Raw genomic sequence first — 17,979 nt, 5'->3', positions numbered from 1 at the left:
ATGACACTGAACCGAAGGGATGGACGGAGGCGGCGGACCGAACCACCGCCTCCGCCCCGACCCTAGAGGGCGTTGTTGCGCTGCTGCGCTTGCAGGAATGCATCGAAGTTGAGCTCCGCCACCTGGTTCCACAGGTAGTGGTCCTTGCGGAACGCCTTGATCGAGTCCCAGATCTTCTTGAAGTTCGGGCTCGATGCCTCGAACTCGGCATAGGCCTCGGTCGACGCCTTGAAGGCCGCTTCCATGATTGCCGGGCTGAACGGCTTGAGCTGCGCCCCGGCCGCCACCAGCTGCTTCAGCGCAGTGGGGTTCACATAGTCGTACTTGGCCAGCATGTCGTTGCTCGTCGCCTGGCAGGCGGTCTTCAGCAGTGACTGGTAGGCCGGCGGCAGTTCTTCGAACTTTGCCTTGCCGATCAACGCATGCACGGTCGGGCCACCTTCCCACCAGCCCGGATAGTAGTAGTACGGCGCGACCTTCTGGAAACCGAGCTTCTCGTCGTCATAGGGCCCCACCCACTCGGCCGCATCGAGGGTGCCCTTCTCCAGCGCGTTGTAGATTTCGCCACCCGGCATCGGCGTCGGAATCACGCCGAGCTTGCTCATGATCGCCCCGGCAAAGCCGATACGCATCTTGAGGCCCTGCAGGTCCGCGATCGAGTTGATCTCCTTGCGGAACCAGCCACCCATCTGCGCGGCGGTATTGCCGCACGGAAAGCCGACGATATTGTAGTTGGCGAAGAACTCGTTCGACAGATCCAATCCGCCGCCGTGATAGTACCAGGCGCTCATGCCACGCGCATTGAGCGAGAACGGGATGGCGGCCAGTGCCGCCCAGGCGACGTCCTTGCCGGAGAAATAATACCCGACGGTGTGGGCCATCTCGACCGTACCGGCCGAAACCGCATCCACCACTTCGAACGGCGGCACGATTTCGCCGGCGGCGAACACGTCGATGGTGAAATTCCCGTCGGTCGCCTCGCTCACATATTTCGCCAGCGTTTCGCCGCCGCCATAGATGGTGTCGAGTCCCTTGGGGAACGACGACGCCAACCGCCAGCTTACCTTGGGCTGGCTCTGCGCCAGCGCTGGCGCGGCGAGGGTTGTCGCTGCTGCGGCACTGGCGGTGATCGCGGTGGCCGACTTGAAGAATTCACGCCTCTTCATTCAGGTAGTCCTCCTTGGCTGTTGCCTGGCCGTTCCATCCGGCCTTGTGCGTAGATGAACAGGCGTTACTGCGGCTGTCCACCCGCCGCGAACCTCGACGCTGTGGCAGCGTGATCAAATTCCTCACAAAATCGTTCGGCCGCGGGAATAAACCCCGAGCTGCGGTGTTGGAGACAATGAGGCGCGGCCCAATGCCCGTGCCCGAAAAGCCCAACGGAGGGACATCATGAAACTTGCAGTCACGCTCGGCGCTGCCGCGCTCGCCCTGTTCGCCACTGCCGCCATCGCCGAGGATTATGTCGGTGGCGCCATCAAGACGATGGAGATCGGCGGCAAGGAAGTGCTTGTCGGCGCCAACGACATGACGCTCTACACCTTCGACAAGGACGCTGTCGGCGTCACCAACTGCTATGACAAGTGCGCCGAGAACTGGCCGCCGCTGATCGCCGATGCCGGCGCCAAGCCCGAGGGCGATTTCACCCTGGTTGACCGCACCGACGGCTCCAAGATGTGGGCCTACAAGGGCTGGCCGCTCTACTTCTGGGTGAAGGACGAGAAGCCCGGCGACACCACCGGCGACATGGTCGGCGAGGTCTGGCACACTGCCGTCGAAAAGTAAGCCGGCCAGAGCCACATGGACTTCCTGGATGAGATCGAGGCGACGGTTCCGGCGTTGCGCCGCTATGCGCGCGCGCTGACGCGCAACGCCGACCGCGCCGACGACCTCGTCCAGGATTGCCTCGAACGGGCGATCCGAAAGCGGAGCCTGTTCGCCCCAACCGGCCCACTGCAGGCCTGGCTGTTCCGCATCCTGATCAACCTCTGGCGCAACGACCTTCGCTTCGAGCGCCGCCGTGGAGAGCACGTTCCCATCGACAGCCTTGTTTCAGAACCCGCGGTGGCTCCGGCCCAGCCGGGCCGTATCGCCCTCGCCGAAATGTCCCGCGCCATCGACCGCCTGCCCGACGACCAGCGCGAGGCGCTGCTGCTGGTCGTGCTTGAAGGCATGAGCTACCAGGACGCCGCCGATGTCCTCGGCATTCCCGCCGGCACGTTGATGTCACGCCTCGGCCGCGCCCGGGCGGCGCTCCGCGCATTGACCGGCAGCGGCGAGGAACCCAGATTGAGGTCGGTCAAATGACGAACCTCGCCCCAATTTCCGAAACTGACCTGCACGCCTTTGTCGATGGCCAGCTGCCGCCGGAGCGTGCCGCCGAGGTCGAGGCCTGGCTCGCTGCCCATCCCGACAAGGCCGCCGAACTGGTCAACTGGCAGCGCCAGAACGAGGCGCTGACCGCGCTGTTCGGCAGCACGGCCGACGAGACCGTGCCATCGCGGCTCGACCCGCATCTGATCGCCCGCTCACCCGCCGCTACCCGCAGCTTCGGCTGGGCGCAGGCCGCCGCCGCGGCGGTGGTGACGCTGGCGCTGGGCGGCGCGCTCGGCTGGGCCGGCCGCGACTATTTCAGCCCGCCGCCGCGCCAGGAGCTGATCGCCTCGGCGGTCTCGGCGCACGCCCTCTACGTCAAGGAAAACCGCCACGCCGTCGAAGTCGCCGCCGCCGACAAGGATCACCTCGTCTCGTGGCTGTCCAACCGCGTCGAGCGCCCGATCAACCCACCCGACCTTGCCGCCGACGGTTTCACCCTGGTCGGCGGCCGGCTGCTGCCCGGCTATGGCGCAGAGCCCACCGGCCCCGCCGCGCAACTGATGTACGAGAACGCCGCGCAGGAGCGGGTCACCGTCTACATCACCGCCGCCTTGCCCGACCGCCGCACCGATAAGGAGTTCACGGCGCGCGACAATCTCGACGCCTTCTACTGGGCCAACGACAAGATCACCTGCACGGTGGTCGGTGATCTGCCCGAAGCGCAGATGCAGGCGGTGGCAAAGAAGGTGTACCAGCAGCTCACCTGGCGTCCGGACGGCGCGCCGGGCGGTGCCTGGAGCGGCGTCTGACGCGGGCGCTTGCGCCGCGGCACGCGCTCGCATAGGTTCGCGCCCATGTTCCAGTCTGCGAACATTGCTGCATCCATCGTTCCGGCCGCGCTCCGTGGCGCCGGTCGTCGAGGTATGGGCGTCTTCGGCTAGACGCGGGGGTTCGGCATGCGCCGTCTCCGCCCGCCGGAGACGTAAAGCCCGAACCACATCCCCATACCGCTAGAACGAGAGAGCAGCATGCTTTCCCTTTATGACGCCAACGGGCTCGTCCACTGGAACGAGCGCGAAATCCGCCTGCGCGACAGCGCCATCTCCTACATTTCGGCCGAGGTCACCGTGCTCCTCCGCTCGATCAACCCCGCCTGGGATATCCGGCGCGTCGAGGCGCCGATCCTGACGCCGCGCGAACTGATCTCATCGGCCTACGGCCCGGACGATCTCTACGTGCCGCAGCGCAGTTCCGACACCGAGCGCGAACTGGTGCTGCGGCCGGAGACCACGCCCTCGACCTATGTCTACATGACGCACCAGCTCAACACTCACGCCAAAACCCGGCTGCCGTTCTGCGTCTGGCAGGCCGGCAAGTCGTTCCGCCGCGAGCAGGACCAGTCGACCCGGCACGTCCGGCTCAAGGAGTTCTGGCAGATGGAGTTCCAGTGCGCCTATGCCGCCGATACCGCCAACGACTACCACACCGCGGTGCTCGAACCGGTGCGCCGGATGATCGCCGCGGTGACCCGCCTGCCGACCCGTATCGTGCCGTCTGACCGGCTGCCGGCCTATTCCGAGATCACCATGGATATCGAGGTGGACAATGGCGACAAATGGATGGAGGTCACCTCCATCTCCCGCCGCACCGATTTCCCGCAGAAGGCTGTGGTCACCGGCAAGAACGGGACGCGCGAGATCGACGTGCTGGTAGTGGAAATCGCCATCGGCCTCGATCGTTGCATCTACAACTGGTCAATCGCCGACGAGCGCGAAGCGGCGCTCACCGCTTGACAAGTTGTAGGCGGGGAACTCCCCAGTCCGAGAGCGCTCCCTCCCCCGGCGCGGGAAGAGTACCCCCACCCCTGTCCCCTCCCGCAAGGGGGAGGGAGACGCCATCACCAGCGCTCGTGTTTTGGTCTCCTCCCCCCTTGCGGGGGAGGGACAGGGTGGGGGGTGCTCTTCTTGAACCGAGCTGTGGCCTCCCACTTGAGGGAAGGGCTCAGTAGCCCTGCCGCTTCTGCAGGTCGTTCGAGTAGATGTTGTGGAGCCCGATATTCTTGACGTCGCGCTCGCCCATCAGGGCCATGGTGACGTCCATCTCCTTGTTGATGATCTGCAGCGCCCGGGTCACGCCCGCCTCGCCGCCGGCGCCCAGCCCGAAGGCCATGGCGCGGCCGACAAAGGTGCCCTTGGCGCCGAGCGCCAGCGCCTTCAGCACGTCCTGGCCTGAGCGGATGCCCGAATCCATCAGCACTTCGGTGCGGTTGCCCACCGCATCGACGATCTCGGGCAGCACCCGGATGGTCGAGGGGGCGCTGTCGAGCTGCCGGCCGCCATGGTTGGAGACGATGATGCCGTCAGCGCCATTCTCCACTGCCAGCCGCGCGTCCTCGGCATCGAGGATGCCCTTGACGATCACCGGACCACCGAAGCGCTTCTTGATCCAGGCGATGTCCTTCCAGTTCAGCGTCAGGTCGAACTGTGTCGCCGTCCACTGGCTGAGCGAGGCGAGGTCCACCGCCTCGGTGACGTGCCCGGCAATATTGCGGAAGGTGCGGCGCTTGGTGCCCAGCATGCCCAAAGCCCAGGCCGGCTTGGTGGCAATCTCGAACAGGAATTTCGGGGTGATCGGCGGCGGCGCCTTCAGCCCGTTGCGGATATCCTTGTGGCGCTGCCCGAGGATCTGCAGGTCCATCGTCAACACCAGCACCGGGCACTTGGCTGCCTTGGCGCGGTCGATCAGCCGCTCGATGAACGGCTTGTCGCGCATCACGTAGAGCTGGAACCAGAACGGCTTCGTGGTGTTTTCGGCCACGTCCTCGATCGAGCAGATCGCCATGGTCGAGAGGGTGAACGGGATGCCGAACTTCTCCGCCGCCCGCGCCGCCTTGATCTCGCCGTCGGCCGACTGCATGCCGGTCGACCCCACCGGGGCGATCGCCACCGGCATCGACACCGGCTGGCCCATCATCGTCGTCGCGAGGTTACGGTTCTCGAGATTGACCGCCACGCGCTGCCTGAGCTTGATCTTTTCGAAGTCGGTGGTGTTGTCGCGATAGGTGCTCTCGGTCCACGACCCCGAGTCCGCATAGTCGAAAAACATCTTGGGCACGCGGCGCTTCGCGGCCTTCATCAGGTCTTCGATGGTGAGATACTTGTCGAGATTGGCCATGTGCGCCCCGGAGAAACCTTGGCGCTTTCTAGTTCTCTGACATGTCAGTGGTCAATGCGACGTTGGACGTTCATTCGGAACCAGGCGTTGAACCAACGCAAATCCGGCACGGGCTGACCCCCACCGCTGTCCCCGCCCCCTAAACAAGGGGAGGGAGACGCTCTCATCAGCGCCAGTGTTTTGGTCTCCCTCCCCATTCCGGGGCGCTACCGCGTCCCCAGGGGGGAGGGAACAGGGGTAGGGGTCAGCTCGCACCAGCTCCGCGGCGTTCATCACCGCTTCATCCTCGGCCGCGCACGTTCGCCGCCTTCAACGGAGAGACTCCCATGCGCATCGCCACCCTTGCCGCATTATCCGCCATCGCCTTCGCCGCTCCCGCCCAGGCCGACTGCCTCGCCGACCTGAAATCGGTGCTCACCGGCTCGCTCACCGGCGGCCCCTACCTGATGGAACTCGTTTCCGACGATATGACCATGACTGCCGAAGTCGTACCCCCGGCGTCGATCCACGCCACCACCCATATCGGTGGCGCGACGCAGGAAATGACCGTGCATGACGGCAAGGCCTGGATGCAGATGGGCGGCGCCTGGACAGCAATGCCCGACAGCATGGCCGCCCAGATGACGGCCGGCATCAGCGGCGCCGCCGGGATGATCGACCAGGTGGCAGGCGCCGAATGCCTCGGCACCCAGAATTTCGAGGGCAAGGACTACCTCGCCTTCAAGTACGACTTCGCCATGGCCGGCGTCGAAAGTTCATCGACGCTTTATGCTGACCCGGCAACCAAACTGCCGCTGCTGATTCTCGGCACCTCGACCGCCGCCGGCAAGACCACCGCCACCCGGGCCACCTACCGGTACGATCCGAGCGTGACGGTTTCCGCTCCGATGTGAGTTGGGAGACGCAAGCGGTCGGCGGGCGCCGTAATCACTGCATCGCGTTGAGCGTTGTCAGGATGGCCAGGAACTGCTCTGGGGCCGCGGCGATGACGTTGTGCCGAACTGGCAACTCCTCGATGCGCCAGTCCGCCAGTTTCCTCAGGCGAGCGACGGTCGGCGGGAATGGGCTGTCGCTCCAGCCGGTCGCATAGACGAAGAGCTTTTCACGAACCTCCTTCCACCGCCCGGTCAGATGGATGGTCTGGAGAAACGACGCCAAAGGGTGTGGCCGGCAGCGGACGTCCATGCCCGCTGGCGGACTAACGCCGAAGCCGTCGCCGTCGGCTCCTTCGATGGCGATGGTTCGGAAATAGTCGTTCATCAGCCGCCACCAGGAGTCACCGTCCTCCGGCACCAGCGCATCGATATAGACGAGCGCCGATATGCGCTCGGCCAGTCGATCCGCCACACCGGTGATCACCATCCCGCCGTAACTGTGGGCGCAGAGAACGACATTCGAGAGGCCCTCGAATTCAACGGCGTTCGTCACGTCCTCGATGTGCGTGTCCAGGTTTGGCCGCATGACCGCCAGGTGCGATCTGTCGCCCAGTCCCGTGAGGGTTGGCGTGAAGACGTCATGTCCGAGGGCGCGCAACCTGCGTGCGAAGGGCGAAAGTTCGCACCCGCCATGCCAGCCACCCGGCACAATGACCACGTTTGCCATGAGTTACCTCTTGATCGACCAAGCCCGCTGGGGCGCCGCCAAACGTGTAGCGCTTTTCGCGGCACATGAATTTCGATATAATCGCAACTCATTATTGAAACCGGTCAAATGCGTGACGGTCAAACATGCGGCAGGCGCTTCAATATCCGTGGACGGACCTGGACGTAGACCGGATCTCCGCCCCGGCAGTGTCGGTGCGGATCGACGTCGGCGAGGCGAGAACGGAAGTACCCGAGCATCAGCACCGCAAAGGGCAGCTGGTTTTCGCGCTGGCGGGTGGGGTCACGTGCCGCGTTCCGAGTGGCCTCTGGATGGTGCCACCACATTGCGCGGTGTGGATTCCCGGCAGTCTTCCACACAGCAACATGGCAACCGCCAATGCGAAGCTCTTCTTCGTGTACCTGGAGCCCGGTGCGGTCGATCTCCCAGACCAATGCTGCACCCTCTCAATTTCGCCACTGCTGCGCGAACTGATCATTGAACTTGCCGACCGCGAGAGCGCGAACGAAGCCGATGATCTGCTGATCAAGGTTCTCCTGGCCCAATTGCCGCTGATGCCCGTGCAACAGCTGCATCTGCCGGTGTCCGCAGAGCCACGTCTCGCCACCATAGTGAACGCACTTGCAGCCAATCCCGCCGACCGTGCGACGTTGGGCGTTTGGGCTGGGCGCGTGGCGATGAGCGAGAGCAGTCTCAGCCGCCTGGTGGTTCAGGAGACAGGATTGACCTTCGGTCGCTGGCGGCAGCAGCTGCATCTGATTGTCGCGATACGCGAATTGTCCGATGGCGCGACGGTTCAGCAGGTCTCGGCTGATCTCGGCTACGCGTCGGTCGCATCCTTCATCGCCATGTTCAAGAAGGCGCTCGGCAAACCCCCGGCCAAGTACCTCAGCAGCATTGCTCATGAGAGCGGCTCGCGCGGGTCGCCGTCGAGGCGTGGGCAGGCTGTGGGGGTGATCTGAGAGGCCCCGCGGAGACGGCTTTTGGCCGTCTCCCGTCCGTGGCCGACGCTACAGCTTCACCGAGTTCAGCCGCAGCGCGTTGGCGATGACGCTCACCGAGCTCAGCGCCATGGCCGCCGCAGCCAGCATCGGCGAGAGCAGCCAGCCGGTCAGCGGGTAGAGCACGCCCGCCGCCACTGGAATGCCCAGCGCGTTGTAGCCGAAGGCGAACAGCAGGTTCAGCTTGATATTGCTGAGCGTCGCCTTGGAAAGCTTGCGCGCCTTGACGATGCCGTTGAGCTCGCCCTTCAAGAGCGTGATACCGGCGCTTTCGATCGCCACATCCGCCCCGGTGCCCATCGCCACGCCGACATCGGCTGCCGCCAGCGCCGGCGCATCGTTGACGCCGTCGCCGGCGAACGCCACCGACTTGCCCTTGGCCTTCAGGCTCTCGATCAGCGTGTGCTTGTCCTCGGGCGCCATGCCCGCCTGTACCTCGCTGAGGCCGAGCTCGCGCCCGACCGCTTCGGCTGTGCCCCTGGCATCGCCCGTCGCCATCACCACCGCCACGCCATCGGCCCGCAGCGCCGCGATCGCTTCCTTTGCCCCTGATTTGATCGGGTCCGACACCGTCACCACACCGATCGCTGCCCCATCATGGGCGACGAGGATCGCGGTCTTGCCCGAGCCAGCCTGCTGCTCGAGCAGCCCCGCCAGCTTGTCGTCGACGGTGATGTTCTGCTCCTTGAACAGCTTGAGGTTGCCGAGCAGCGCCGGCTTGCCGCCGACCATTCCCTTGATGCCGCGCCCGGTGAGCGAGGTGAAGCCGTCGCTCTCGTAGACCCGCGCTCCCCGCGTCTCGGCGCCCTTGACCACGGCGGTGCCGATCGGGTGCTCGGAGTGCTTCTCGAGCGCTGCGGCGACAGCCAGCACGAAGCCTTCGTCGACGCCCTTCACCGGGATCACCTGGTCGAGCGTCGGCTTCCCCTCAGTGAGCGTGCCGGTCTTGTCGACGATCAGCGTATCGACCCGGGCAAAGCCCTCGAGCGCCTTGGCATCCTTCACCAAGACGCCGGCATGCGCGCCGCGCCCGGTCGCCACCATGATCGAGATCGGCGTCGCGAGACCCAGCGCACAGGGACAGGCGATGATCAGCACCGAGATCGCCGCGACGATCGCCTCGGCGAGGCCAGGGCCCCAGATCATCCACGCCGCGAACGCCGCAATAGCGATCACCACCACCAGGGGCACGAACCAGTTCGCCACCTTGTCGGCCAGCGCCTGGATCGGGGCGCGGCTGCGCTGAGCCTTGCCGACCAGCTCGACGATCTGGCTGAGCCGCGTCTCCGAGCCCACCCGCAGCGCCTGCATGACGAAGCTGCCTTCGCCATTCAGCGTGCCACCGGTCACCGGCTCGCCCTTCAGCTTTTCCACCGGCACCGGCTCGCCGGTCAGCATCGATTCATCGACGAACGACTGCCCTTCGAGCACCTCGCCATCGACCGGCACCGCCTCGCCGGGCCGCACCCGCAGCCAGTCGCCGGCCCGCACCTCTTCGATCGGCACCTCGATATCCTTGCCCTGCCACACCTTGCGCGCCGTCTTCGGCGCGAGGTTGAGCAACGCCCGGATCGCCTTGCCGGTGGCGTCGCGGGCCCTGAGCTCCAGCACCTGGCCGACGAACACCAGCGCCACGATTACCGCCGCCGCTTCGAAATACACCGGCGGCACGCCGTTCATATGCGTCATGCTCATCGGGAACAGCTGCGGGAACAGTACCGCCACCACCGAGAACAGGTAGGCCGCGCCCACTCCGAGCCCGATCAACGTCCACATATTGGGCGAGCGGTTGCGGAGCGAATTCCCGAAGCGCCGGAAGAACGGCCAGGCCGCCCACAGCACCACCGGCGTGGCCAATGCCATTTCGATCCAGGTGGCCAGCGGCTCGCCGATCCACTCACGCACCGGCAGGCCGACCATGCCGCCCATCGAGATGATGAGGATCGGGATCGACAGCCCGGCGCTCACCCATAGCCGGCGGGTGAAATCGACGAGTTCGGGGTTCGGGCCGTCGTCGAGCGAGGCCACCATCGGCTCGAGCGCCATGCCGCAGATCGGGCAATCGCCCGGGCCGTCCTTGACGATCTCCGGATGCATCGGGCAGGTCCACTTGGTCCCTGCCGCGACGGTCGACGGGTCGACCGGCGGCGCACCATGCGAGTGGCCGTGGTGGCTGTGGTCGTGGCCCGCATGATCGTGTCCACCCTTCGCGGCGGCGCCGTGATCATGCCCATCCCCGCAGCCGCAGGCGTCGTCCTTCGGTGCACTGAGATATTTCTGCGGCTCGGCTTCGAACTTGCTGAGGCACCCGACGCTGCAGAAATAGTAGCGCGTCCCCTCGTGCTTCAGCATGTGTTTGGCGGTCGTCCGATCCACCTGCATGCCGCAGACCGGGTCGGTCGCCGTCAGGTACTTTGCCGGCTCCGCCTCGAACTTGGCCTTGCAGCCGCCGCTGCAGAAGCCGATCTCGCGGCCCTCATGCATGGTGCGGTGCGGTGTCTTGGCCATATCGACGGTCATGCCGCAGACCGGGTCGCGACTGACCGCGCCCCCTGCCCCGTGCGAATGCTTGTGTTCAGCGTGATCCATGCTCGGCTCCTGTAGAACGTCTCCCGGCGGCTGAGCCCGGCGGAGACGCGACAAACGAAATCGTACTGGGCCCTGTTCTGCACCTTCCCATCATGGTAAGGTCAAGCACATTGTTCAGATAGGTGTTCCCATGCAGATCGGCGAGGCCTCCCGGCTCACCGGCGTATCCGCCAAGATGATCCGTCACTACGAATCTATCGGCCTCATTCCCAATGCCGACCGGCGCGACAGCAATTATCGCGATTACGGCCATCATGACATCCACCGTCTCGGTTTCATCCGCCGCGCCCGCGACCTCGGCTTCTCGATGGACGAAATCCGCGATCTGCTGCGCCTCTGGGGCGATACGCAGCGCTCGAGCGCCGACGTCAAGGCGCTGACCCAGAGCCACATCGCCGAACTCGACCAGAAGATCCGGCTGCTCGGCGAGATGCGCCACACCCTCGCCACCCTCGCCGATGCCTGCGATGGCGATCACCGTCCCGATTGCCCGATCATCGAAGGCCTCGCCGGAACGGAACTGCATGCAAGAAACTAAAGACAACACGGGCATCGAGATCGCCTACCGGCTCGATCCGTTCCCGAGCGAGGAAGAACTGGCCCCGCTATGGCGCGCCGCCTGGGGTGGTGACTGGGGCGGCGACCTCGCCTTCATCCTTACCCGCAGCCTCACCCACGCCTGCGCTTATGCCGGCGACCGCATGGTCGGCTACGTCAACGTCGCCTGGGACGGCGGCGTCCACGCCTTCCTGCTCGACACCACGGTCGACCCAGAGTTCCAGCGCCGCGGCATAGCCACCGAACTGGTACGGCGGGTCACGGACGCTGCCCGTGAACGCGGGGCGCATTGGCTGCATGTCGATTATGAGGAGAAGCTGGATGGGTTCTACAAGGCGTGCGGGTTCAGGCCGAGCGCGGCGGGGTTGATCAGGCTTTAGCCTCTGGCCCCGTGCGGGTGGCCACCCCCACCCAGCTCCGCTAAGGCTCCGCCTAGCTGCGCTACCCTCCCCACAAGGGGGAGGGAGACGACAGAGCCGAAGCCTGCAGTCGGGTCTCCCTCCCCTTGATGGGGAGGGTAGTGGAGCTTGGGAGCTTGCTGCCTAGCGAAACTGGGTGGGGTGGGGCCAATGCACCGCACTAAACACTCAGGCACAGATACTTGATATCGAGATAGTCCTCGATGCCGTACTTCGATCCCTCGCGCCCATGCCCCGATTGCTTCACGCCGCCGAACGGCGCGACCTCGGTGGAGATCAGGCCGGTATTGATCCCGACCATGCCGTAATCGAGCGCTTCGGCCACCTCGAATACCCGGCTCAGGTCGCGTGCATAGAAATAGGACGCGAGCCCGAACTCGGTGGCGTTGGCGAGCCGGATCACCTCGTCCACCGTCTCGAAGCGGAACAGCGGCGCCAGCGGTCCGAACGTTTCCTCGCGCGCCAGCATCATGTCGCCGGTCGCGTCCGCCACGATGGTCGGCTCGAAGAACAACCCCTCCTTGCGCTTGCCGCCAACCAGCACACGGCCGCCCTTGCGCAGCGCATCGGTGAGGTGCCGCTCCACCTTCTCCACTGCCTTCTCGTCGATCAGCGGCCCGGTGGTGATCCCCTCGCCAAATCCGTCGCCCACTCTCAGCTTTTCCACTGCCGCGGTGAGCTTTTCGGCGAACGCATCGTAGACGCCGGCCTGCACATAGATGCGGTTGGCGCAGACGCAGGTCTGCCCGTTATTGCGGTATTTCGAGATCATCGCCCCCTCGACCGCCGCATCGAGATCGGCGTCGTCGAAGACGATGAACGGCGCATTGCCGCCGAGCTCGAGGCTCAGCCGCTTGATCTGGTCGGCCCCCTGGCGCATCAGGATGCGGCCGACGTCGGTCGAGCCGGTAAAGCTCAGCTTCCTGACCACCTCGTTCGAGCAGAACTCCTTGCCCAGATCCGACGAATGGGTCGACGGCAACAGGTTGAACAGCCCCGCCGGCAGCCCGGCCCGCTCGGCCAGGACACCAATGGCGATGGCGGAAAGCGGTGTTTCCGCCGCCGGCTTCGACACGACCGCGCACCCCGCCGCCAAAGCGGGCGCCACCTTGCGGGCCAGCATGGCGTTGGGGAAGTTCCACGGCGTGATCGTCGCGACCACCCCGACCGGCTGCTTGATCACGATGATCCGCTTGTCTTCCTGGTGCCCGGGAATGGTGTCGCCATAGACCCGCTTGGCCTCCTCGCCGAACCACTCGACATAAGCAGCGCCATAGAGCACCTCGCCCTTCGCCTCGGGCACGGGCTTGCCCTGCTCGGCGGTCATGATCGCCGCGAGATCGTCGGCGTTCTCGACCATCAGGTCATGGAGTTTGCGCAGCACCGCGGCGCGCGCCTTGCCGGTCTGCTTCGCCCAGGCCTGCTGCGCCGTTTCGGCTGCGGTGATTGCGAGCTTGGCTTCCGCCACGCCGCAATTCGGCAGCACCGCCAGCACCGCGCCGGTCGATGGGTTGGTCACTTCGAAAGTTGTGCCGTTTTCTGCCGTCTCGAGCCAGCGCCCGCCGATAAAGGCGGCGGCCTGCAGCAGCGAGGGATCCTTGAGGCGGGTGTTGAGCGCATCGGTGATCGGCATCGGTCTTCTCCTTGAGGCGGAAGCTCTGCGCCTCGCCTGCAATGAACGCAAGTAGCCTTGCCGGGCTCCAAAACTTCCGATTGGATGCCGCCAAACAAACAAGCGGGGGACCAAATGGCCGGCGTCTATCAGCATCACGAGAAAGAGTTCGGGCACCTGATCCAGGGCAGCGCCAAGCTCGAAACGCTCTATTCCGATTGCCGCTGGGCCGAGGGCCCGTGCTGGTTCGGCGACGCCAACCAGCTGGTCTGGTCCGACATCCCCAACAACCGCATGCTGCGCTGGACCCCCGACGGCGGCGCCTCGGTCTACCGGCACAACTCAAACTACATCAACGGCAACACCCGCGACCGTGAGGGCCGGCTGGTCTCCTGCTCGCATGGCGGCCGCAACGTCGTCCGCACCGAGCTCGATGGCTCGATCACCGTCCTCGCCGACAGCTATCGCGGCAAGAAGCTCAACGCCCCCAACGATGTGGTGGTGAAATCCGACGGCACCATCTGGTTCACCGACCCCGGCTACGGCATTCTCTCGGACTACGAGGGCTACAAGGGCGAGTTCGAGCAGGATGGCTGCTACGTCTTCTGCCTCGATCCCGCCACCGGCGTGCTGAAGGTCGCGATCGACGATTTCGTCCGCCCCAACGGCATCGCCTTCTCGCCTGACGAGAAGCGCCTCTACGTCGCCGACAGCGCCTATAGCCACGGCGCCGACCTGCCGCGTCACATCCGGGTGTTCGACGTCAACGCCGACAATACCGTCAGCAATGGCCGCGTCTTCTGCGTCACCGATACGGGCCTGCCGGATGGCTTCCGCCTCGACGACCGCGGCAATGTCTGGACCTCGGCCGGCGACGGCGTCCACTGCTTCAATTCCTCGGGCGTGCTGCTCGGCAAGCTCCTGACCCCCGACACCGTCGCCAACGTCGAGTTCGGCGGCCCCCGGCGCAACCGCCTGTTCATCTGCGCCACGCAGAGCCTGCACAGCATCTACCTGGCGGTGAATGGGGCGTCGCGGCCTTAGGTGGACGCAACGGGTGCCAGCAGATACTATCTATTGGTATCGGAGAACCGAGATGTCCAAATCAAGATCGATCGTCCTGGGCGATGAGTTGTCGAATTTCATCGATACCCAGGTTGCTAAGGGCCGCTACGGCTCAAGCAGTGAGGTCGTTCGAGCCGGGCTGCGTCTGCTCGAAGAACACGATGCAAAGCTGGAGGCCCTGAGGGCGGCGCTGATCGAAGGCGAGCGTAGCGGTACGCCGAAGCCGTTCGACTTTGACGCATTCATCGCGCGCAAGAGAGCATCGTGATCGCTTACCGCCTCAGCCCTGCGGCCGAGGCGGATCTCGTCGGTATTTGGGACTACACCGCCCAGCAGTGGGGCAAAGATCAAGCCGCAAGCTACGTCGTGGCCATCAGGAATCGCCTCGACGGCATCGTCGCGGGGCGCATTCCCTTGCGGTCGGCTGCCGATGTGAGGCCGGGATACTTCAAGTGCGCGGCTGGCTCTCACATGATCTATTTCACCCGCGCGAGCGATCAAACAATCGACGTGATCCGCATCCTGCATCAAAGCATGGATGTCGCGGGCTTGTTCCGAGATGGCCGTTAACGCCGCCGTGGCCTCAGCCTGGTGTCGTTGTTGCCCAGCCGCTGCCGCACCTCGGTGCGGGGCGGCACGCTGCTGCTGCGTACCGCGTCGGCGAACCAGTCGTCCTCGACGAAGGCGATGGTGTTGGAGCTCAAGTCGTAGCGGATCGCCAGTGCTTGCCCGGTGGTCGAGCGCATGCCGGTGACAACAGGATGGTGGACACGTTGCTGGGCCATTCGAGCCTCCGAAGTGCGGCGCGGCCAGTTTGGCCGCAACACTTCATTAACCACGAGCGATGCCCGCGCGATGACGGTTGGGCCGCACAATTGTGACAGTCCAACCATCTGGTTTTGCTGATCGATCCAGCTGCGCGGCGGCCACCAGGGTGGCCCGCCGACCGCGAATCACGCCTGCGGCGCGACCGCCAGCACGGTCAGCACGTGCTTGTGGCCGTCACGCGCCTCCCAGGTAATCGACTGCCCGACATCGAGGCCGATCAGCGCCGTGCCGACCGGGGTCAGCACCGAGATCTTGCCCTGGGAGATATCGGCATCGACTGGATAGACCAGCTGCACAGTGCGCTCCGCGCCATTGTCGGGCCGGTAGGTCACGGTCGAGCCCATCCGCACGACGCTCGAACCCAACTTGGGGGTCGGCACGACGCGGGCGCGTTCGATTTCATACAGCAGGTCGTCGGCCGCATCGGAGCTGTGTCCGCTGCCGGCCAGTGCCAGGGCGATAAGTTTGCGATGATCATCCTCGCTGAGGACGATACGCGGTTGCAGGTCATAGCGACGCATGGATTGCATCTGAGAAAATTCCTTTCGATGCGCGAACGTCTGCGGGTCTTCGCCCGCGACGGTTCACGCTGGTGTTTTGGGATGTGGCGCCTTGCTCGTGAACCCGAGCGGAAGCTTCCGCGTGGTTCGGGATGCCCCAGACCCGGCGGCGCCTAGGCGCGGATCATGGGGCTATATGCCTGCGACCGGGGTTTCCCGGCGCGGTGCCATACCGATGATGGTCGCGAAGCAAGACATGGCATGAATGTAGGAGGTCCCGCCGCAAAGTCAAATGCGCGGGGTGCGATTGGAAAGAGGTCTGTCCTTGCGAAGACCCATTTGCGCCAAGTTAGGGGATCCCCGCTGCTGCGCGAACCGACGCGCTGCAAGTCCCCCACGACCCTGGGGTGACTTTGGTGCCCACCCCTGATTTGGCATCACGGGCGACTCGGCACTCACGCCGTCGGCAGCGAACTAAATCCCGGCGGGATCGGGCCTTCATAGGGTCCGGTCCGCACGTCGGTCACTGCGGCGGCGGGCGGGCCGGCGTTGAGTTCCATCAGGATGTGCTGGATTTCGCCCTCATCGCCGGCGAACACCGCCTCGACCGTGCCGTCGCGCCGGTTGCGCACCCAGCCTTCGAGCCGCAATGCCTCGGCCTCGCGCTCGACGAAAGCGCGAAAGCCCACTCCTTGCACCCGTCCAGTGATCACCACGTGGACGGCGCGCCGCATCAGAAGGTTGCGCCGATCTGCCAGGGCACGAACTCATTGTCGCCGTAGCCCAGGAGTTCCGACTTGCTCTTTTCGCCCGAAGCGACGGCGAGGATCTTGTCGAAGATCTCCTGCCCCTTTTCTTCGAGCGAGCCGCCCTCGACCACTTCGCCGCCGTTGATGTCCATGTCGTCGATCATCTTGTGATAGATGTCCGAATTGGTGGCGATCTTGATCGACGGCGTCGGCTTGCAGCCATAGGCCGAGCCACGCCCTGTGGTGAAGCATAGTATATTCGCACCACCCGCGACCTGCCCGGTCGCAGAAACCGGATCGTATCCCGGCGTATCCATGAACACGAACCCCTTTTCGGTCACCGGATCGGCATAGTGATACACTGCATTGAGTGGAGTCGTCCCACCTTTTGCAGTCGCACCCAAAGATTTCTCGAGGATAGTGGTAAGTCCGCCGAGTTTGTTGCCCGGTGACGGATTGTTGTTCATCTCCATATTGTTGCGCTCGGCGTAATCTTCCCACCAGTGGATGATATCGATGAGCTTTTCGCCGACCTCGCGGTTTTTGGCACGCCGGGTGAGCAGGTGCTCCGCGCCATAAACCTCCGGCGTCTCCGACAGAATCGCCGTGCCGCCATGCCGCACCAGGATGTCGGCTGCGACGCCCAGCGCCGGATTGGCGGTGATGCCCGAATAGCCGTCCGAGCCGCCGCACTGCAGCGCCAGCATCAACTCCGATGCCGGCACCGTTTCGCGCTTCGCCTTGTTGACGATCGGCAGCATGGCTTTGACCGCCTCGACGCCGGCTTCGACGGTCTTTTTCGTGCCGCCGACTTCCTGGATCGTCATGGTGCGGAACGTCTCGTTCTCGGTGACCCCGTAGGCCTCCTTCAGCCGCGGGATCTGGAAACCCTCACAGCCCAGCCCCACCATAATCACCCCGCCCATGTTCGGGTTGGTGGCATAGCCCCAGGTGGTCTTCTTCAGGATGTCGAAGATCACGCCGCGATAGTCGATGACGCAGCCATTGGCCTGCTTCAGCGCCACGATGCCATCGACGTTGGGATATTGCTCGAGAATGCCCGAGCGCTCGACCTCGCGCGCGATGAACCCGGCCACCGTGGTCGAGCAGTTCACCGAGGTGAGAATGCCGATATAGTTGCGGGTGCCGACCTGCCCGTTGGAGCGGCGGAAGCCCTGGAACGTCGCCCGCTCTGCGTCGGCCACGAACTCCACCGGCACGATGCCCTCGCCGAACGCGTAGTCGCGCTTGAACGCGCCATGCTCTTCGCCGATCGTCACATTGTGCTCGTGCACCCATTCGCCCGGCGGGATGTTATCCTTGGCGAAGCCGATGATCTGCCCGAACTTGACGATCGGCTCGCCTGCCGCAACCTGCCGCACGGTGAACTTGTGTCCCTTGGGCACCCGCTTGGTGGTCTTGACGCCCTGCGGCGTATCGGTGCCGACATCGAGATTGCTCAGCGCCACCGCGACATTGTCTTGGGCGTTGAGCAGCAGCGTCTTAGCGGCGGCGGGGCGGGACATGACATCGGACATCGCGAGCGGCTCTTTTGATCCTGGATTC

The 17,979-nt window shown here is 64.9% G+C and carries 20 protein-coding genes; 11 read left to right on the top strand and 9 right to left on the bottom strand.

All coding sequences use genetic code 11. The annotated features are described in order from the left end of the window. Nucleotides 1-62: 62 nt before the first annotated feature. A complete protein-coding gene (locus tag ACSQ23_RS23040; RefSeq protein WP_055882894.1) occupies nucleotides 63-1,166 on the bottom strand; it encodes a TRAP transporter substrate-binding protein in 1,104 nt (367 codons plus the stop codon). A gap of 226 nt (nucleotides 1,167-1,392) precedes the next feature. Here ACSQ23_RS23040 and ACSQ23_RS23035 point away from each other — a divergent pair, with 226 nt between their 5' ends. From ACSQ23_RS23035 to ACSQ23_RS23020, 4 genes are all read left to right on the top strand, one after another. Beyond that, nucleotides 1,393-1,785, top strand: a complete 393-nt coding sequence (locus tag ACSQ23_RS23035) for a COG4315 family predicted lipoprotein (RefSeq protein WP_055882892.1) — start codon at nucleotides 1,393-1,395, stop codon at nucleotides 1,783-1,785. 15 nt (nucleotides 1,786-1,800) lie between these two features. After that, nucleotides 1,801-2,307: a sigma-70 family RNA polymerase sigma factor gene (locus ACSQ23_RS23030; protein ID WP_436092050.1), complete on the top strand. Its 507-nt coding sequence runs from the start codon at nucleotides 1,801-1,803 to the stop codon at nucleotides 2,305-2,307. Next, complete coding sequence (locus tag ACSQ23_RS23025; protein WP_055999407.1) at nucleotides 2,304-3,125, top strand: anti-sigma factor family protein; 822 nt, start codon at nucleotides 2,304-2,306, stop codon at nucleotides 3,123-3,125. Before ACSQ23_RS23030 ends, ACSQ23_RS23025 begins: the two co-directional genes overlap by 4 nt. Before the next feature lie 219 nt (nucleotides 3,126-3,344). Beyond that, nucleotides 3,345-4,109, top strand: a complete 765-nt coding sequence (locus tag ACSQ23_RS23020) for an aminoacyl--tRNA ligase-related protein (RefSeq protein ID WP_436092049.1) — start codon at nucleotides 3,345-3,347, stop codon at nucleotides 4,107-4,109. 208 nt (nucleotides 4,110-4,317) lie between these two features. On the opposite strand, the gene ACSQ23_RS23015 is transcribed toward ACSQ23_RS23020, so the two are convergent. Further along, nucleotides 4,318-5,490 (bottom strand): alpha-hydroxy acid oxidase, encoded by a 1,173-nt coding sequence (locus ACSQ23_RS23015; RefSeq protein WP_055999401.1) that lies wholly within the window; start codon nucleotides 5,488-5,490, stop codon nucleotides 4,318-4,320. Nucleotides 5,491-5,816: 326 nt separating this feature from the next. On the opposite strand from ACSQ23_RS23015, the gene ACSQ23_RS23010 reads away from it, so the two are divergent. Next, nucleotides 5,817-6,383: a hypothetical protein gene (locus tag ACSQ23_RS23010; protein WP_436092048.1), complete on the top strand. Its 567-nt coding sequence runs from the start codon at nucleotides 5,817-5,819 to the stop codon at nucleotides 6,381-6,383. A 34-nt stretch (nucleotides 6,384-6,417) separates the two neighbouring features. On the opposite strand, the gene ACSQ23_RS23005 is transcribed toward ACSQ23_RS23010, so the two are convergent. Next, nucleotides 6,418-7,092 (bottom strand): alpha/beta fold hydrolase, encoded by a 675-nt coding sequence (locus ACSQ23_RS23005; protein WP_436092047.1) that lies wholly within the window; start codon nucleotides 7,090-7,092, stop codon nucleotides 6,418-6,420. 125 nt (nucleotides 7,093-7,217) lie between these two features. Between ACSQ23_RS23005 and ACSQ23_RS23000 the strand changes: the two genes are divergently transcribed. Next, entirely contained in the window at nucleotides 7,218-8,054 is an 837-nt protein-coding gene (locus tag ACSQ23_RS23000) for an AraC family transcriptional regulator (protein WP_436092046.1), read from the top strand. 48 nt (nucleotides 8,055-8,102) lie between these two features. On the opposite strand, the gene ACSQ23_RS22995 is transcribed toward ACSQ23_RS23000, so the two are convergent. After that, nucleotides 8,103-10,682 carry a heavy metal translocating P-type ATPase gene (locus tag ACSQ23_RS22995; protein WP_436092045.1) on the bottom strand — a complete coding sequence of 860 codons (2,580 nt, stop codon included), beginning with the start codon at nucleotides 10,680-10,682 and terminating at the stop codon, nucleotides 8,103-8,105. Between the two features lie 130 nt (nucleotides 10,683-10,812). On the opposite strand from ACSQ23_RS22995, the gene cueR reads away from it, so the two are divergent. Together cueR and ACSQ23_RS22985 are read left to right on the top strand one after the other, a co-directional pair. Then, nucleotides 10,813-11,220, top strand: coding sequence for a Cu(I)-responsive transcriptional regulator (gene cueR, locus ACSQ23_RS22990; RefSeq protein ID WP_069910382.1), 408 nt, complete (start codon nucleotides 10,813-10,815; stop codon nucleotides 11,218-11,220). Beyond that, the gene (locus ACSQ23_RS22985) at nucleotides 11,207-11,620 is read left to right on the top strand and encodes a GNAT family N-acetyltransferase (protein WP_436092044.1); all 414 of its coding nucleotides are present in this window, start codon (nucleotides 11,207-11,209) and stop codon (nucleotides 11,618-11,620) included. The genes cueR and ACSQ23_RS22985 overlap by 14 nt, the downstream gene beginning before the upstream one ends. A gap of 199 nt (nucleotides 11,621-11,819) precedes the next feature. Here ACSQ23_RS22985 and ACSQ23_RS22980 read toward each other — a convergent pair whose 3' ends face one another. Then, nucleotides 11,820-13,292, bottom strand: a complete 1,473-nt coding sequence (locus tag ACSQ23_RS22980; RefSeq protein WP_436092043.1) for an NAD-dependent succinate-semialdehyde dehydrogenase — start codon at nucleotides 13,290-13,292, stop codon at nucleotides 11,820-11,822. Between the two features lie 114 nt (nucleotides 13,293-13,406). Here ACSQ23_RS22980 and ACSQ23_RS22975 point away from each other — a divergent pair, with 114 nt between their 5' ends. From ACSQ23_RS22975 to ACSQ23_RS22965, 3 genes are read left to right on the top strand one after another with little or no spacing between them, the layout of a single operon-like run. Continuing rightward, a complete protein-coding gene (locus tag ACSQ23_RS22975; RefSeq protein ID WP_436092042.1) occupies nucleotides 13,407-14,315 on the top strand; it encodes an SMP-30/gluconolactonase/LRE family protein in 909 nt (302 codons plus the stop codon). A 52-nt stretch (nucleotides 14,316-14,367) separates the two neighbouring features. Continuing rightward, on the top strand, nucleotides 14,368-14,604 hold the full coding sequence (locus ACSQ23_RS22970) for a type II toxin-antitoxin system ParD family antitoxin (RefSeq protein WP_436092041.1): 237 nt from the start codon (nucleotides 14,368-14,370) through the stop codon (nucleotides 14,602-14,604). Next, the gene (locus ACSQ23_RS22965; RefSeq protein ID WP_436092040.1) at nucleotides 14,601-14,906 is read left to right on the top strand and encodes a type II toxin-antitoxin system RelE/ParE family toxin; all 306 of its coding nucleotides are present in this window, start codon (nucleotides 14,601-14,603) and stop codon (nucleotides 14,904-14,906) included. Before ACSQ23_RS22970 ends, ACSQ23_RS22965 begins: the two co-directional genes overlap by 4 nt. On the opposite strand, the gene ACSQ23_RS22960 is transcribed toward ACSQ23_RS22965, so the two are convergent. From ACSQ23_RS22960 to ACSQ23_RS22945, 4 genes are all read right to left on the bottom strand, one after another. Then, nucleotides 14,903-15,121, bottom strand: a complete 219-nt coding sequence (locus ACSQ23_RS22960; protein WP_436092039.1) for a hypothetical protein — start codon at nucleotides 15,119-15,121, stop codon at nucleotides 14,903-14,905. The genes ACSQ23_RS22965 and ACSQ23_RS22960 overlap by 4 nt on opposite strands. Before the next feature lie 168 nt (nucleotides 15,122-15,289). Beyond that, complete coding sequence (gene rnk, locus ACSQ23_RS22955; RefSeq protein ID WP_436092038.1) at nucleotides 15,290-15,694, bottom strand: nucleoside diphosphate kinase regulator; 405 nt, start codon at nucleotides 15,692-15,694, stop codon at nucleotides 15,290-15,292. Nucleotides 15,695-16,119: 425 nt separating this feature from the next. Continuing rightward, complete coding sequence (locus ACSQ23_RS22950; RefSeq protein ID WP_055882862.1) at nucleotides 16,120-16,398, bottom strand: acylphosphatase; 279 nt, start codon at nucleotides 16,396-16,398, stop codon at nucleotides 16,120-16,122. After that, a complete protein-coding gene (locus ACSQ23_RS22945) occupies nucleotides 16,398-17,951 on the bottom strand; it encodes a UxaA family hydrolase (RefSeq protein ID WP_436092037.1) in 1,554 nt (517 codons plus the stop codon). Before ACSQ23_RS22945 ends, ACSQ23_RS22950 begins: the two co-directional genes overlap by 1 nt. Nucleotides 17,952-17,979 lie beyond the last annotated feature (28 nt).

The organism is Devosia sp. LjRoot16 (genome assembly GCF_964252795.1).
Classification (GTDB): Bacteria; Pseudomonadota; Alphaproteobacteria; order Rhizobiales; family Devosiaceae; genus Devosia_A.
The sequence above is the reverse complement of the archived record's forward strand: the minus strand, read 5'-3'. Positions and strand labels throughout refer to the sequence as shown.

Excerpts from the sequence above, each read along its gene's own strand:
- ACSQ23_RS23040 (WP_055882894.1), bottom strand. The coding sequence starts at position 1,166 with ATGAAGAGGCGTGAATTCTTCAAGTCGGCCACCGCGATCACCGCCAGT.
- ACSQ23_RS23035 (WP_055882892.1), top strand. The coding sequence starts at position 1,393 with ATGAAACTTGCAGTCACGCTCGGCGCTGCCGCGCTCGCCCTGTTCGCC.
- ACSQ23_RS23030 (WP_436092050.1), top strand. The coding sequence starts at position 1,801 with ATGGACTTCCTGGATGAGATCGAGGCGACGGTTCCGGCGTTGCGCCGC.
- ACSQ23_RS23025 (WP_055999407.1), top strand. The coding sequence starts at position 2,304 with ATGACGAACCTCGCCCCAATTTCCGAAACTGACCTGCACGCCTTTGTC.
- ACSQ23_RS23020 (WP_436092049.1), top strand. The coding sequence starts at position 3,345 with ATGCTTTCCCTTTATGACGCCAACGGGCTCGTCCACTGGAACGAGCGC.
- ACSQ23_RS23015 (WP_055999401.1), bottom strand. The coding sequence starts at position 5,490 with ATGGCCAATCTCGACAAGTATCTCACCATCGAAGACCTGATGAAGGCC.
- ACSQ23_RS23010 (WP_436092048.1), top strand. The coding sequence starts at position 5,817 with ATGCGCATCGCCACCCTTGCCGCATTATCCGCCATCGCCTTCGCCGCT.
- ACSQ23_RS23005 (WP_436092047.1), bottom strand. The coding sequence starts at position 7,092 with ATGGCAAACGTGGTCATTGTGCCGGGTGGCTGGCATGGCGGGTGCGAA.
- ACSQ23_RS23000 (WP_436092046.1), top strand. The coding sequence starts at position 7,218 with ATGCGGCAGGCGCTTCAATATCCGTGGACGGACCTGGACGTAGACCGG.
- ACSQ23_RS22995 (WP_436092045.1), bottom strand. The coding sequence starts at position 10,682 with ATGGATCACGCTGAACACAAGCATTCGCACGGGGCAGGGGGCGCGGTC.
- cueR (WP_069910382.1), top strand. The coding sequence starts at position 10,813 with ATGCAGATCGGCGAGGCCTCCCGGCTCACCGGCGTATCCGCCAAGATG.
- ACSQ23_RS22985 (WP_436092044.1), top strand. The coding sequence starts at position 11,207 with ATGCAAGAAACTAAAGACAACACGGGCATCGAGATCGCCTACCGGCTC.
- ACSQ23_RS22980 (WP_436092043.1), bottom strand. The coding sequence starts at position 13,292 with ATGCCGATCACCGATGCGCTCAACACCCGCCTCAAGGATCCCTCGCTG.
- ACSQ23_RS22975 (WP_436092042.1), top strand. The coding sequence starts at position 13,407 with ATGGCCGGCGTCTATCAGCATCACGAGAAAGAGTTCGGGCACCTGATC.
- ACSQ23_RS22970 (WP_436092041.1), top strand. The coding sequence starts at position 14,368 with ATGTCCAAATCAAGATCGATCGTCCTGGGCGATGAGTTGTCGAATTTC.
- ACSQ23_RS22960 (WP_436092039.1), bottom strand. The coding sequence starts at position 15,121 with ATGGCCCAGCAACGTGTCCACCATCCTGTTGTCACCGGCATGCGCTCG.
- rnk (WP_436092038.1), bottom strand. The coding sequence starts at position 15,694 with ATGCAATCCATGCGTCGCTATGACCTGCAACCGCGTATCGTCCTCAGC.
- ACSQ23_RS22950 (WP_055882862.1), bottom strand. The coding sequence starts at position 16,398 with ATGCGGCGCGCCGTCCACGTGGTGATCACTGGACGGGTGCAAGGAGTG.
- ACSQ23_RS22945 (WP_436092037.1), bottom strand. The coding sequence starts at position 17,951 with ATGTCCGATGTCATGTCCCGCCCCGCCGCCGCTAAGACGCTGCTGCTC.